The following is a 12,516-nucleotide window of genomic DNA, read 5'->3' as shown; positions in this document are numbered from 1 at the left end:
CGTTCATTCCGCGGCCTCCAGCGCTTCTTCATCCTGCTCGGTCTGCCGCGCCGCATGCTCGGCGCGCATTTTCCGCACGAGGCCGAGCTCGGCCTGGAAGTCCACGTAATGCGGCAGTTTCAGATGTTCGACGAAGCCGGTCGATTGCAGATTGTCGCAATGGGCGAGCACAAATTCCTCGTCCTGTGCCGGCGCTTTCACATCCTCCCCGAATTCGCGGGTGCGCAGCGCGCGATCGACCAGCGCCATGGCCATGGCCTTGCGCTCGCCGCGGCCGAAGGCGAGGCCGTAGCCGCGCGTGAACTGCGGCGGCGCCGAGGCCGAGCCTTTGAACTGGTTGATCATCTCGCATTCGGTGAGAACGACATCGCCCAGTGGCACGGCAAAGCCGAGCTCTTCCGGCACATATTCGATTTCGACATCGCCGACGCGGATTTCGCCGGTGAAGGGATGGGTGCGTCCGAAACCGCGCTGCGTCGAATAGCCGAGCGCGAGAATGAAACCTTCATCGCCGCGCGCCAGTGCCTGCAGCCGAAGATCGCGGTTTGCCGGAAAATTCAACGGATCGCGCGTCAGATCGCCGACAGGCGCGTTCTCGTCCACATGCGGCTCACACTCGATCAGACCTTCCTGATCGAGAAGACCTGTCACATGCGGCATGGCATCGAGTTCGGATGTGCCTTCGCGCGGTGCTGGCGCCTCGCCCCCGGCCGCGAGCGTGAAATCAATCAGGCGATGGGTGTAGTCAAACGTTGGTCCGAGCACCTGGCCGCCCGGCAGATCCTTGTAGATCGCCGAAATGCGGCGGATCGCCTGCATGGCATCGGTGTCGAGCGGCTCGGAGTAGCCGAAGCGCGGCAGCGTCGTGCGGAAAGCGCGGACAAGAAAGACCGCTTCGATGATATCGCCGCGCGCCTGCTTCAAAGCGAGCGCTGCAAGATCGGGATCGTAGAGCGAGCCTTCCGTCATGACGCGATCGACGAGCAGCGTCATCTGCTCGCGGATCTGCGCAACCGAAAGATCGGGCACGGAGATATCGCCGCGCCGCTCAAAATCGAGCAGACGGTGAGCGTTATCGATCGCCGCTTCGCCGCCTTTGACCGCTACATACATCGCTCAGGCCTCATTCATTTCGGTCGAGCGCGGCAGACCGGCAAGCCAGCCTTCGGCGGCGATGAGGATGTCGACGCCGCGCGGGAAAAGCGCGCGGTTCGCCGCCCATTCGCGCACAAAACCGGGCGGCAAGGGCTCGGCCCGCAGAGCCGCACTGCCGGAGATTCCCGGCCCTTTCAGCGTAAGCGTGTGAGACGACCGGAGTGTGTCGGCCTGTATGAGAAGTGTTGTCGAACGGTCCGGATAATCGGGTGTGCCGAGAGTGAAGCTCGTCAGCGAGGGGCAGAGCGCGGGATCGGAGATCAGCGCAAAGCTCGCATCACCCGGGCGCGTGACGATCGGCGCGCCGGTGTGGAAGCGCAGATAATCCAGAACCTCATGGGAGCCTGCGAGCGCCGCATCGAGCAGACCGGCGTTTCGTGTCGGCAAGCCAGCGAGCGCTGCGAGCTCTTTCGGCAGATGCTGCGGCGGACGAAGATCGGCATCCAAAGGCTGCAGCGTGCCGGGACGCGCCAGAGCGTTCATGGCAGCGCGGAAAACCCGCTGCGCATCGAAAACCGGATCGGTGAAGGCGTGGACGGTCATCAATCCTCCCCCCGCACAAGCGTGAAGAAATCGACTTTGGTGGCGGCGACGCGCCGCTCCTTGAGTTGAATCTGTTCGGCGATGCGGGCGCGGATCGGATCGAGCGCGGCCTCCACTTCGCTGCGTTTGTCGGTCTGCCAGAGCGCATCGAGCGTCGCCGCAACGCGCGCCTTCGTCCGGTCGCGGCCGAGCTGATAGGCAACGCCGACCTCCCCGCTGGAAAGCCGCACAGCGGCGCGGGTGACACTGACTTCGCCGGCATTGAAGGGAGCGCCCGTGCCACCCATGCGGCCGCGGGCCATCACGAGGCCAAGCTCCGGCGGGCGCATATCTTCGGCCCCGGCCGGGCGGCCGATTCGCTCGAGGGCGGCGTCAAGTTCCTCTGTGGTCGCCCGGGCATAAACACCCATAGCGGCCTGCCGCTGCTGCTGAATCCCGGTCAAAGCTGTCATCTGGCTGTTGTCCAAGTTTGTCTACTTTATTAGACAACTAGCCAGACGAGTCCAATGAAGTTTTGATGACGCTATGACCGCCTCAGAAAGCAAGGTTTTCTCGCGCGCGAGCGGATTGGCCGCCTGGAAGCAGGTCGCCGACTCGATCGAAGCCGACATTGCCGCAGGCCGGATTTCGCCCGGCGACCGCATCGCGCCGGAGGCGCAGCTTGCCGAACGCTTCGGCGTCAACCGCCACACTGTGCGGCGCGGGCTGGCCGATCTCGCCGAGCGCGGCCTTGTCCGCGCAACGCAAGGCAGCGGCACGTTTGTCGAGGCCAGGCCCCTCGCCTATCCCATCGGGCTGAAGACACGTTTTTCGGAGGTCATGGCCAAAGCCGGCAAGGAAGCGCGCGGCGAACTCGTCTCCGCCGAACACGGCAATGCCGATGCGGCAACCGCCGAAGCGCTGAAGATCAAGCCCGGCGCGCCGGTTCTCGACATGCTGACGGTCAACCGCGCCGATGGCGTGCCGCTCTCTCTGGCACGAACCTTCCTTCCACTGCCGCGCTTTCTCGGCCTCGAGCAGATTTTCGCGACCAAGGGGTCGCTGACCAAGGCCTACAAGAAATTCGGCCTCGACGATTACAAACGCCTGTCGACGCGCATCACGGCGCGGCCCGCCGCGGCGGACGAAGCACAGATGCTCGATATCGCGCCGGGACGCACGCTGCTGATCATCAATGCCATCAATGTCGACATGGACGGCAAGCCGATTCAGTCGACGCTGTCGCGCTTTGTGGCGGACCGCGTCGAACTGGTGGTGGAGCGCTGATTAGTTTTTGCGCGAGATCACGCGCTTCGCAGTTCCGCCGGCATGCGGTCATAGGCCTTAGCGAACTCGGCAATGTCGAGCTTGCGGAAATCGTCCAGCGCCGCTGTCAGCTGCGCATGGCTCCAATCCCACCATTTGATGCGCAGCAGCGCTTCTTCCGTCGCTTGATCGGCGCGCCGTTTGATGACGCGCGCAGGCGAGCCGACAACGATGGAATAATTCGGCACATCCTTGGTCACGACCGAACCGGAGCCGATGACGGCACCGGTGCCGATATTGACGCCCGGCATGATGATTGCGCCATGGCCGATCCACACATCCGGACCGATCTTGACGCGGTTCTTCATCCGCCAGTCGAAAATCTCTTTGTCGTCCTCACCCATATGGTGGCACTTCGCCCTATAGGTGAAGTGATGAAGCGTCGCGCGCCACATCGGATGATTGGTCGGATTGATGCGGACCTGGGCAGCGATGTTGCAGAACTTGCCGATCTCGGCATTGAAGATCATCACATGCGCGGACGTATAGGACCAATCCAGAAAATCCGAGTCGGATATTTCGTTGGCGCGGGCGATCGAGGTCCAGGGACCGACGCGCGTGCGTAGCACGACGGCCGAAGGATGGATGGTCGGTACTTCGGAGAGCCCTTCGGCGTTATACCAAGGGGATTCCGGTTGTCCCTGATTGACCTCGATCAGCGCCATATTCAGAGCCTTTCCGCGCTCAGATGCCAGTGCCAGGTGTTCGGCTTCTCGTGCGACTTGTCGACGAGCGATTTCAGTTCGAAGCCTTCGAACAAGGATACGAGCTCGGCCGCATTGCAATAAAAGTGCGGGTGGCCCCGGTCTTCGTCATCATCAACGACGAAGGTGTTCGGCGCAACCTCGGTGCCGACGCCATAGGCGCGGTGGCGCTTCGACAGCATCGTGCCCTGATAGATGCCGCCGGGCTTCAGCACGCGGCGGATTTCCGACACCGCCTGCTGCACGATCGGCAGATCGCCGTGATAGATCACGTTGAAGGACAGGACATAATCGAAATGACCGTCCGGGAAGGGCAGCGCCGTCATCGGCGCAACTTCCGTCACGATCTTGAGGCCCGCATCGGCTGCCGAGGCGCGCACTTCAGACACACCGGCTTCCGCCATATCCATGGCATAGGTCTCGAAACCGAGACGCGCGAAATGCAGCGCATGACGGCCGACGCCGCAGCCGAGATCGAGCGCGCGCTTGGTCTTGCCGCCCGCGAGCAGAGCCTCGGACAGTTCAACGACATCCATATCCGGCGTCAGCCAGTCGGCGCGGCCGGTCTCGGAAGCCCAGCGAGAATTCCAGGCAAGATGTGCAGTATCGGTTTTCATGTCAGCCCCCTTAACCCTCAATGACGCGCTTGCGCGCAAAAGAACCTGCCTGTTCGACGACGAGAACGAGCGCGAAGATCAGAAGAATGATCGTCGCCGCCGTCTGATAGTCGAACATATCCGTCGCGACTTTCAGCTCGAGGCCGATGCCGCCGGCGCCGACAAGGCCGAGAATGACCGAGGAGCGGACGGATTTTTCCAGCGCGAACAGACTTGTTGTGATGAAGCTCGGCATGGCCGCCGGAATGATCGAACAGAAGATCGCATCCGAACGCCGCACGCCCTGGGCGCGGAGTGAATCCGCCGGCCCTTTGTCGACGTCCTCCATGGCCTCCGCAAAGAAGCGTCCGGCAAAGCCTGCGGTATCGACGGCGATCGCCAGCGTGCCGGCGAACGGGCCGAGACCGACGGCGATGACGAAGATCAGCGCCCAGACGAGATCCGGAACGGTGCGGAAGAGCGCAAACAATCCGCGTGAGATCGAGCCGAAGATGCGGCTTCCCGTGAGACCGCGCGCGGCGAGAATCGACAGAGGCAGCGCCAGGATGATGCCGGTCAGCGTGCCGGAGACCGCCATCTGAAAGGTTTCGATCAAGGCCTTCGACAGCGAGTCGATGCGCTCAAAGCTCGGCGGCCAGCAGCGCGACAGGAAATCGGCCAAGGACGGGATGCCCTTGCCGAGCTCTTCGATCGACCAGCCCGACCCGTCGATGGCCCACACGATCAGCGCGATGCCGAGGGCATAGAGAAGAAAAGCGAGCGCCGAGGGGCGCTCGAACCGTCCCGGCAGCGCGTGACGCGCCGTATCAGCTATAGAGACCACGAAGGCCTCCTTCCGGAAGTTTATCGACGGCGCTGTCGATCTTCATGCCGCCGCTGCAAAGGCCGAGTACGCGGCCGGCATAGCGCGTCGCATGATCGAGATTATGCGTGGTGAAGACGAGCGTTGCGCCGGCCGCCCGAGTCACTTCCTCGAAGACCTGCATGACGTCTTCGCCGGCGGCGGGATCAAGGCTCGCGACCGGCTCGTCGGCCAGAATGAGCCGCGGTTCGTTGACGAGCGCGCGCGCAATCGCAACACGCTGCGACTGGCCGCCGGAGAGGCAATCGGCGCGGCGAAGGGCGAGATCGACAAGCCCGACTTGATCGAGCGCTGCGAGTGCGCGGGCGCGCACCTGCTGCGGCGCCAGAGCCTGCACCCAGCGGCTCGGACCGGAGCGCGCGCCGAGCGTGCCGTGAATAACGTTTGAAAGGACCGAGAGCCGCGAGACGAGATTGTGCTTCTGCGCGACAAAGCCGATCTTCGAGCGGAAACCCCGCAGCTTTGACGGCGTCATGGCGTTGATCTCTTCGCCGAATATTTCGACGGATCCGTCCAACGGCGCGACGAAGCCCATCAATGTTTTCAGCAGCGTGGATTTGCCGGCGCCATTGGAGCCGACCAGCGCGACACGTTCGCCGCGGGCGATATCGAAACCGATATCGGAGAACACCGGACCGCGCGTGCGGTAGCCGGCTGCGAGGGCGCGAACCCGGATTTCGACAGCAGCTTGCACCGGCGCGTTAAGCGCCGGTGCAGTGCTTTCGTCGAGCGCGAAAGCGAGGCTCATTCGCCTACGAACTCGGAGTACTGCGGATGACCGATGGCCGCGAACATCTTGCGGACCGGGTCGTAGTTCTTGTCTTCGATGGCAACGAGATCCATGCCCTTGAACTTCTCGTTCTCGCCGCCGACGGAGATGATCGATTCAGCGATCTTCGCCTTGTTGTCGATGACGACCTTGCGGATCGCTTCGGCCTTGGCCTGATCGACATGCGCACCGTAGAGGAGAACGTCGTTCGGCAGATCGCCCGAGCGGGCGATGACGCGGAACGAACCCTGCGCAACGCTCGTGTCCTTGCCGCGGTTCTTCAGCCAGCTCGTATAGTTGACGCCGATGGCGGCAACGTCGCCGCGCTTCAGGGCTTCATGCGCAACGGCGCGCGAGGTGTGGGTGATGCCCGACAGATCCTTCAGCGGATTGACGCCGAAATCGGTCAGGAGCTGCGAGGGGCAAAGATGGCCCGAGGTCGAGCCGATATCGTCCATGCCGAATTTCTGGCCCTTGAGATCGGCCGGTTTCGTATAGGGCGAGTTCGCCATGACGACGATGCCGCAGAAATAATCGGGACGCGACAGGCCGATCAGGGCCTTGGCCTGTGTGACTTTGTTGATCACGACATATTCGGCCGGGCCCGTGACGACGAAGTCGACGCGCTTGGCGCGGAGAGCTTCGGCGGCCGCCGTGCGGTTGTTGACCGGGAAGAACTCGAAGGTGTGGCCGGTGGCCTTTTCGAGTTCGGCCTTGAACGGACCCCATTCGGTCTGAAGGCGCTCGAGGCCTTCGACGTCGGTGACCGCGAGTTTGAAATTGTCGGCGAGAGCCGGCAGCGAAACCAGTGTCAATACGGCGCCGATGGCGGCCGCAGCTGTATTGCGGAACATGTTTGAAATCTCCCCCGGTACGGGATGCCAAGAGCACGAGACGCGTGAGGGCATCCGGGCGCCGCATCGACGCCGCCTGCAGTCAAGCGGGAATGCGTGACGTCGAAATGACGACGCGCCCCACAGGGGATAAATCAACGATTCAACGAGAGTGAAGCGCGCGAACATGTCACTACGGTGACGATCGGTTGTGAAGAGCGAGCGCCGATCTATCGCGGCGCGAACATCAGCAGGCTGCGGCGCCGAGCCTGCGCATTTCACTTAGCTTTTCAAGACGCTGACGCTCGGTAAGTTTTTCGACGCTGCCGATAAGCGTCGTCTTGTCGGCCTTGATGCCGACAAAGCGCAGGATATTGCGCTGCAGCAATTTCAGGCAATGCGCGCCGAAATACCATTTATAGACAAAGGCTGGCATGCCCATCGTCATAACAATGCGGGCGGACCGTCCCGCGAGCAGCGGCTTGAAACCTGACCCAACATCGCCCGAAACGGCAAAGCCTGGGCGCAGCACCTGTTCGAAAAAGGCTTTCACCAGTGCCGGCATATCGCCGAGCCAGAGCGGAAAGACGATCAGAAGATGATCGGCCCAGACAAGGCTTTCCTGCGCGCGTCCGATATCGATCGGAACATTGCGGCTTTCCCATTCGGCACGCGAACGCAAAATCGGAATATCCGTTTTGCCGAGCTCCATCCGGCGGACGAGATGACCGTTCTCTTCCGCTGCGCTCGCATAAGCCTCCGCCAGCTGGTGGCAAAGATGCGATGACCGCGTGTCCGGATGCCCCTGAAGAACGAGAATCCGCGTCATGACTGCAGCGCCAGCGCTCCGAGCTTTTGCTTGTTGCGGAGCTCGATGCGGCGCGTCGCCGGCAGTGCAATGGCGCCCGCGCGCTCAAGATGGCTGAGGCTGCGCGAAACGGTTTCGATGGTGAGGCCGAGATAATCGGCAATATCGGTTCGGCACATCGGCAGTTCGAGAACGCCGTCCTCATGCCGCTCGCGTGCCATATCGACCAGGAAGCTCGCGACCTTCTCAAGCGCGCTCTTGCGGCCGAGAAGCAGCATCTGCACCCGCGCGCGCTCCAGCGCTTGCGCCGTCCAGCACCAGAGCTCGCGGGCCGCGCCGCAATCCTTGCGGCTGGCCGCCTCGATCTGGGCGCGCTTGATGACGAGAAGGCGCGTATCGCAGCAGGCCTCTGCCGAAAGGCGGTAAACATCGCCTATATCGATGCCGAACACATCGCCGGCGAAATGAAAGGACTCGATCTGCCGGCGGCCATCGGCGAGGAGCGAGAAGGTTCTCACCGCACCGGAAAGAACCCGGTAAGCATAAACCGCCTTGTCGCCTTCGATGTGGATTTCGCTGTCGGCTTCGAATTCGACGATCTCTCCGGGGATCGAGCCGACAAAGGGCAGCTCCGCATGCACCATTTTGATCCCGGGGGGCGGCCCGCCTGCGGCGAGCGGACGGGACGTGGCGGTCAGGCTGATCATGGAAACCTCCGGGTTCGATGCCTGAACCGGAATATTGTGAAACCCTCTCTCGCAAAATAAGGTTTGACGCTAAGGGCCTTACCGTATTGGCCGTCCGGATGAGCCATGTTCCGTGGCCCCGATTGGATAGAACATGACGGCCGAACACCGGCTCGAAGACGACACTTCCGAGACCAAACTCACCCTCAAGCCCCTTCTTCTGTCCGCGGCCCTGCTCGCGGCGGGCTTTGCCGCGCGCCTGATTTTCGAGCCGGCGGCGGACTCGATCACCGCCTATTTCTATCTTTCGCCGGCGGTCGTTGTCGGCGCCCTCCTCGGCGGCGCGTTTGTCGGCCTTACGATCACCGCGCTCGGCGCGGCACTCGGGATCTACGGCGCGTGGCAAACCGATTTGAGTACCGCGCCCCTGCTCTATGCCGGGGCGTTTGCCATCAACGGCGCCATCATCTCGCTGCTGGGCGAGCGCGCTTTGCGCCGCAATCAGGAACTCGCGCGCACCAATAATGTGCTGCGCGGCCGCGAGGCGCATCTCAAATCCATTCTCGATACGATCCCCGATGCGATGGTCGTCATCGACAATCGCGGCCTGGTGCGCTCCTTCAGCGCCGCGGCGGAGCGCTTGTTTCAATGGCACCCGGACGAGATCATCGGCAAGAACGTCTCGATGCTGATGCCCGAACCCTATCGCAGCCAGCATGACAGCTATCTCGAACGCTATCTCGACACCGGCGAAGCACGGATCATCGGCAAAGGGCGCATCGTCGTCGGCGCGCGGAAAGACGGCACGACCTTCCCGATGGAACTTGCCGTCGGCGAAGTCCGGTCCGACCGGCGCTTTTTCACCGGCTTCGTGCGCGATCTGACCGAGCGGCAGGAGACCGAAGCGCGGCTGCAGGAATTGCAGACCGAGCTCATCCATATTTCGCGCCTTTCCGCCATGGGCGAAATGGCATCGACGCTGGCCCACGAACTCAATCAGCCGCTGTCGGCGATCACCAATTATCAGAAGGGCATACGCAACATCCTGCGCGGCAAGACCGACCCCACCGCGCTGGAACTTGCCGAGCCGGTTGAACTTGCCGCCGAACAGGCGCTGCGCGCCGGAGAAATCATCCGCCGCATGCGCAGCTTCGTGACGCGCGGCGAAGCCGAACGCGAAATCGTTCCGCTAAGCCGCCTCATCGAAGAAGCGAGCGCGCTGGCGCTTGTCGGCGCCAAAGCGGCGCGCGTGTCCGTCCGGTTCGATCTTGCGCGCGATGTCGATCATGTCTTTGTCGATCGCATCCAGGTGCAGCAGGTCGTTCTCAATCTTGTCCGCAACGCCATCGAGGCGATGGAAGACAGCGACGAGAAATCGCTGTTGATCGCCAGCAGCCGCCATTCGGAAGACCTCGCGGTCGTGCGGATCGAGGATACCGGCCCGGGAATTTCGCCCGAGATCCGCGAGCGCCTGTTCCAGCCTTTCGTCACGACCAAAAAGGAGGGCATGGGTGTGGGGCTTTCGGTCTGCCGTACGATCATCGAAGCGCAGGGCGGCGAGATTTGGGTCGAGAGCCCGGACAGCGGAGGCACCGCTTTCAAATTCACGCTGCCGATTGCCGAGGGAGAATAATTCATGGCCGTGGACCAGCTGATCTGCGTCGTGGACGATGACGAGCCCGCACGCAAATCGTTGAGCTTTCTGTTGTCGACCTCCGGTTTCTGGCCGGCTTCGTTCGAATCCGGCCCGGCCTTTCTCGACTCCAAAGAGTTTTCGCAATGCCGCTGCGTGATCGCCGATGTGCGGATGCCGGACATGTCGGGTATCGAGCTTCTGCGCCGCGCCAAGACGAAACGGCCCGATCTGTGTGTTGTTATCATCACCGGCCACGGCGATGTGCCGCTCGCGGTCGAAGCGATGAAAGCGGGCGCAGCGGATTTCATCGAGAAGCCCTATGACGACGAGCGCCTTCTTGCCGCCGTAAACCAGGCGCTCGCGAACACGGGTTCTCCGGAAGAACATGGCCGCCACGACATCGTTGAGCGCTATGGACGCCTTTCCCAGCGCGAGCAGGAAGTCATGCGCAGCCTTGTGAAGGGCAACCCCAACAAGGTGATCGGGCATGAGCTCGGCATCAGTGCGCGGACGGTCGAAATTCACCGCGCTCATGTCATGACGAAGATGCAGGCGAAGAACCTCGCCGATCTCGTCCGCATGTCGATTGCCGGCGGAGCTGCGCTTTCAGGCGACAGCTGAAAAGTCTTTGACGTGCGTCAAGGCCAGACGGCGCGTCTTATCGCAGGGTCGGGGCTTCCGGGGAGCCCGCCATGATCGAACTGATGAATATTGCTGCCGCAACCGGCGACCCGTCGCTCGCTATGGCTTACCCGCCCGATGACGGGTTCCATCACTGGCGCTGGCAGTTCGGCCTCGGCCTTTTGTGCCTGCCCTTCCTGCTCCTTGCAGCCTGGGCAGTTTTTCGAGCAGGCATGGCCTTTATCGCCGGACGGATCCCCATCGATCCGCTCCCCTGACGGCGCGGACATCACGGGCGCTCCACCGACACGACGCGATAGGTATGCGTCTGCCGGTCTCCCTCGCGTATCGCCACATATTCTCCGACGACGAAACGCTCGTCTTCGAAATGATGGCCCGCCTCGAGCTCGCTATCGCCTGCGATGTCGTAGAGGAACGCCCAGCTTCCGCCCGGGCGGCGCACGAGATGGCCAAAATCCTTGTCGCCGTCTGGCCGGAAGCGCAGAACGCGAAAACGGTCGCGCTGCTCCTTCCAAAGATCGGCATCAATGCGGCCGTCCGGTGTGAGAGCGGCGATGACTTCGTAACCATAGCCGGAATTGCCTTCAGGATTGCCCTTCTCGCGGGCCAGCTCAAGGCGGATACGGCGCAGATGCGCAAGATCGGAAATCGCGGATGACATGCCTCGCTCCTTCGCATAGCGACATGACGTCAACGAATAAGGCCCCGCTCATCGCGGGGCCTTGATCCTGCTCAAAACTACTTTTCTTTAGGCCGCGCGGCGGCGGTTGCTCGCAAGCTTTGCATCGACATAGGCGACCGTGCGATCGACCACGGGATGGCTGAGGCCGAGCGCTGCGGCCGACGACTGCACGAGAAGATCGACACGCTCGATATTCGGCGCACCGGCAGCGAGCGCACGCGCCGCAGACGACGGCTTCACAAGGCCCGTTGCGGCATTCGCATATTTCTCAAACGGCACCATGTCGTCCGGCGACGCGCCGAGCCCGATGCAGACCTTCTGCACCCACTCATAGACGTCGCGCGATTCCGCGAGATTGGAGTGCACGGCATCGCGGATCGAGCGGACGGATTCGAGTTCGACGCAGCGATAATTTCCGGTAAGCAGCATCGCCCATTTGGCGAGCGGCACGAAGATCGATTCATGCACTTTCAGCTTGATCGGCACTTCGACCGGGCCCTCGCCGCTATCGAAACGCACGGCTTCGATGTCTTTCTGCAGAACCTTCAGCAGATCTGTGTGCTTCTGCGAGGTGAAGCGCGCCGCCTTGAAATTCGTCGGCAGCGTGACCTGCAGAAGATTGGACTTTTCTTCCGGCGGACGGAACGCCTGCGGATCGGGGCTGCAGAGCGTGACGAGTTCGGGATCGAACCGGTCCCAGACGCTCGGATCGGTGAAGCAATACCGAAGTTTATCTGCGCCGAGTTTGGGAATGCGCTTCAGATAAGCCAGCGGCGGCATGTTCATGATCGACATGCACGGCTTCTTCGAATCCGCGACGGCTTCGAGCAGCTCTCGCACGCCGGGCGAGCCATATTGCGGCTCCTGCATCGCAAGGCCAACGAGATCGTGAGCGTTCACATCGGCCTCTGCCGTCGTCGTCGCACGGATACGGCCGGGAAGATTGCGCGAATGGACTTCGATCTCCATCGGCCCGCGCGGACCCTTCACCGGCATGCGCACGCGCGTGCCTTCAGTGTTGATGAGATCGGCCTCGCTCTTGAGGCAAACGAGCGTGACGTTGTGGCCGGCCATAGCCAGCTTGGTACCGAGGAGCGATCCGTAGGACGCCCCGAAGATCATGACATTATAGGCGGTCATCGCAGCCCTCTGCATGTGCGCCCGGCCCCGCAGCCGGCTCATGGGCAGAATTTGAATTCATAATGCAGATTCCGCAAGCGCCAAAGGGTTGCGCGGCAGCTCCCGCGCAGCCGAAAGCTGCCGATAAAAAGCTA

At 62.4% G+C, this 12,516-nt stretch carries 16 protein-coding genes; 4 read left to right on the top strand and 12 right to left on the bottom strand.

The features are described from left to right. Nucleotides 1–3 precede the first annotated feature (3 nt). Genes IZ6_RS02120 through phnG form a run of 3 tightly spaced genes read right to left on the bottom strand, consistent with a single transcriptional unit; the run spans nucleotide 4 to nucleotide 2,150 of the window. Complete coding sequence (locus tag IZ6_RS02120; protein WP_222876382.1) at nucleotides 4–1,113, bottom strand: carbon-phosphorus lyase complex subunit; 1,110 nt, start codon at nucleotides 1,111–1,113, stop codon at nucleotides 4–6. Nucleotides 1,114–1,116: 3 nt separating this feature from the next. After that, nucleotides 1,117–1,698 (bottom strand): phosphonate C-P lyase system protein PhnH, encoded by a 582-nt coding sequence (phnH, locus tag IZ6_RS02115; RefSeq protein WP_222876381.1) that lies wholly within the window; start codon nucleotides 1,696–1,698, stop codon nucleotides 1,117–1,119. Continuing rightward, a complete protein-coding gene (gene phnG, locus IZ6_RS02110) occupies nucleotides 1,698–2,150 on the bottom strand; it encodes a phosphonate C-P lyase system protein PhnG (RefSeq protein WP_222876380.1) in 453 nt (150 codons plus the stop codon). Before phnG ends, phnH begins: the two co-directional genes overlap by 1 nt. A 73-nt stretch (nucleotides 2,151–2,223) precedes the next feature. Here phnG and phnF point away from each other — a divergent pair, with 73 nt between their 5' ends. Beyond that, nucleotides 2,224–2,964: a phosphonate metabolism transcriptional regulator PhnF gene (phnF, locus tag IZ6_RS02105; protein WP_222876379.1), complete on the top strand. Its 741-nt coding sequence runs from the start codon at nucleotides 2,224–2,226 to the stop codon at nucleotides 2,962–2,964. A 17-nt stretch (nucleotides 2,965–2,981) separates the two neighbouring features. Here phnF and IZ6_RS02100 read toward each other — a convergent pair whose 3' ends face one another. The 7 genes from IZ6_RS02100 to IZ6_RS02070 all read right to left on the bottom strand — a co-directional run bounded on the left by IZ6_RS02100 (nucleotide 2,982) and on the right by IZ6_RS02070 (nucleotide 8,303). Further along, nucleotides 2,982–3,668 (bottom strand): DapH/DapD/GlmU-related protein, encoded by a 687-nt coding sequence (locus tag IZ6_RS02100; RefSeq protein ID WP_222876378.1) that lies wholly within the window; start codon nucleotides 3,666–3,668, stop codon nucleotides 2,982–2,984. Between the two features lie 2 nt (nucleotides 3,669–3,670). Continuing rightward, entirely contained in the window at nucleotides 3,671–4,324 is a 654-nt protein-coding gene (locus tag IZ6_RS02095) for a class I SAM-dependent methyltransferase (RefSeq protein ID WP_222876377.1), read from the bottom strand. A gap of 10 nt (nucleotides 4,325–4,334) precedes the next feature. Next, nucleotides 4,335–5,147, bottom strand: a complete 813-nt coding sequence (gene phnE / locus IZ6_RS02090; RefSeq protein WP_225873972.1) for a phosphonate ABC transporter, permease protein PhnE — start codon at nucleotides 5,145–5,147, stop codon at nucleotides 4,335–4,337. Next, nucleotides 5,131–5,934 (bottom strand): phosphonate ABC transporter ATP-binding protein, encoded by an 804-nt coding sequence (locus IZ6_RS02085; protein ID WP_222876376.1) that lies wholly within the window; start codon nucleotides 5,932–5,934, stop codon nucleotides 5,131–5,133. Before IZ6_RS02085 ends, phnE begins: the two co-directional genes overlap by 17 nt. Then, nucleotides 5,931–6,809 (bottom strand): phosphate/phosphite/phosphonate ABC transporter substrate-binding protein, encoded by an 879-nt coding sequence (locus tag IZ6_RS02080; RefSeq protein WP_222876375.1) that lies wholly within the window; start codon nucleotides 6,807–6,809, stop codon nucleotides 5,931–5,933. Before IZ6_RS02080 ends, IZ6_RS02085 begins: the two co-directional genes overlap by 4 nt. A gap of 226 nt (nucleotides 6,810–7,035) precedes the next feature. Then, a complete protein-coding gene (locus IZ6_RS02075; protein ID WP_222876374.1) occupies nucleotides 7,036–7,617 on the bottom strand; it encodes an NAD(P)H-dependent oxidoreductase in 582 nt (193 codons plus the stop codon). Continuing rightward, a complete protein-coding gene (locus IZ6_RS02070; RefSeq protein ID WP_222876373.1) occupies nucleotides 7,614–8,303 on the bottom strand; it encodes a helix-turn-helix domain-containing protein in 690 nt (229 codons plus the stop codon). Before IZ6_RS02070 ends, IZ6_RS02075 begins: the two co-directional genes overlap by 4 nt. A gap of 133 nt (nucleotides 8,304–8,436) precedes the next feature. On the opposite strand from IZ6_RS02070, the gene IZ6_RS02065 reads away from it, so the two are divergent. From IZ6_RS02065 to IZ6_RS02055, 3 genes are all read left to right on the top strand, one after another. Beyond that, nucleotides 8,437–9,915, top strand: a complete 1,479-nt coding sequence (locus IZ6_RS02065) for a PAS domain-containing sensor histidine kinase (RefSeq protein WP_222876372.1) — start codon at nucleotides 8,437–8,439, stop codon at nucleotides 9,913–9,915. A gap of 3 nt (nucleotides 9,916–9,918) precedes the next feature. Next, nucleotides 9,919–10,539 carry a response regulator FixJ gene (gene fixJ / locus IZ6_RS02060; RefSeq protein ID WP_222876371.1) on the top strand — a complete coding sequence of 207 codons (621 nt, stop codon included), beginning with the start codon at nucleotides 9,919–9,921 and terminating at the stop codon, nucleotides 10,537–10,539. Between the two features lie 71 nt (nucleotides 10,540–10,610). Next, a complete protein-coding gene (locus IZ6_RS02055; protein ID WP_222876370.1) occupies nucleotides 10,611–10,817 on the top strand; it encodes a hypothetical protein in 207 nt (68 codons plus the stop codon). Nucleotides 10,818–10,828: 11 nt separating this feature from the next. On the opposite strand, the gene IZ6_RS02050 is transcribed toward IZ6_RS02055, so the two are convergent. Next, a complete protein-coding gene (locus tag IZ6_RS02050; protein ID WP_222876369.1) occupies nucleotides 10,829–11,221 on the bottom strand; it encodes a hypothetical protein in 393 nt (130 codons plus the stop codon). Nucleotides 11,222–11,308: 87 nt separating this feature from the next. Continuing rightward, entirely contained in the window at nucleotides 11,309–12,382 is a 1,074-nt protein-coding gene (locus IZ6_RS02045; RefSeq protein WP_222876368.1) for a ketopantoate reductase family protein, read from the bottom strand. Nucleotides 12,383–12,516 lie beyond the last annotated feature (134 nt).

Origin of the sequence: Terrihabitans soli (assembly GCF_014191545.1) — a bacterium.
Taxonomy (GTDB): domain Bacteria; phylum Pseudomonadota; class Alphaproteobacteria; order Rhizobiales; family Methylopilaceae; genus Flaviflagellibacter; species Flaviflagellibacter soli.
This window is presented reverse-complemented; position numbering and strand designations above follow the sequence as displayed.

What these genes read in the sequence shown, in the direction of transcription:
- IZ6_RS02120 (WP_222876382.1), bottom strand. Translation starts at nt 1,113, where the DNA reads ATGTATGTAGCGGTCAAAGGCGGCGAAGCGGCGATCGATAACGCTCAC.
- IZ6_RS02095 (WP_222876377.1), bottom strand. Translation starts at nt 4,324, where the DNA reads ATGAAAACCGATACTGCACATCTTGCCTGGAATTCTCGCTGGGCTTCC.
- fixJ (WP_222876371.1), top strand. Translation starts at nt 9,919, where the DNA reads ATGGCCGTGGACCAGCTGATCTGCGTCGTGGACGATGACGAGCCCGCA.
- IZ6_RS02085 (WP_222876376.1), bottom strand. Translation starts at nt 5,934, where the DNA reads ATGAGCCTCGCTTTCGCGCTCGACGAAAGCACTGCACCGGCGCTTAAC.
- phnH (WP_222876381.1), bottom strand. Translation starts at nt 1,698, where the DNA reads ATGACCGTCCACGCCTTCACCGATCCGGTTTTCGATGCGCAGCGGGTT.
- IZ6_RS02070 (WP_222876373.1), bottom strand. Translation starts at nt 8,303, where the DNA reads ATGATCAGCCTGACCGCCACGTCCCGTCCGCTCGCCGCAGGCGGGCCG.
- IZ6_RS02075 (WP_222876374.1), bottom strand. Translation starts at nt 7,617, where the DNA reads ATGACGCGGATTCTCGTTCTTCAGGGGCATCCGGACACGCGGTCATCG.
- IZ6_RS02045 (WP_222876368.1), bottom strand. Translation starts at nt 12,382, where the DNA reads ATGACCGCCTATAATGTCATGATCTTCGGGGCGTCCTACGGATCGCTC.
- IZ6_RS02050 (WP_222876369.1), bottom strand. Translation starts at nt 11,221, where the DNA reads ATGTCATCCGCGATTTCCGATCTTGCGCATCTGCGCCGTATCCGCCTT.
- IZ6_RS02080 (WP_222876375.1), bottom strand. Translation starts at nt 6,809, where the DNA reads ATGTTCCGCAATACAGCTGCGGCCGCCATCGGCGCCGTATTGACACTG.
- IZ6_RS02065 (WP_222876372.1), top strand. Translation starts at nt 8,437, where the DNA reads ATGACGGCCGAACACCGGCTCGAAGACGACACTTCCGAGACCAAACTC.
- phnF (WP_222876379.1), top strand. Translation starts at nt 2,224, where the DNA reads ATGACCGCCTCAGAAAGCAAGGTTTTCTCGCGCGCGAGCGGATTGGCC.
- IZ6_RS02055 (WP_222876370.1), top strand. Translation starts at nt 10,611, where the DNA reads ATGATCGAACTGATGAATATTGCTGCCGCAACCGGCGACCCGTCGCTC.
- phnG (WP_222876380.1), bottom strand. Translation starts at nt 2,150, where the DNA reads ATGACAGCTTTGACCGGGATTCAGCAGCAGCGGCAGGCCGCTATGGGT.
- IZ6_RS02100 (WP_222876378.1), bottom strand. Translation starts at nt 3,668, where the DNA reads ATGGCGCTGATCGAGGTCAATCAGGGACAACCGGAATCCCCTTGGTAT.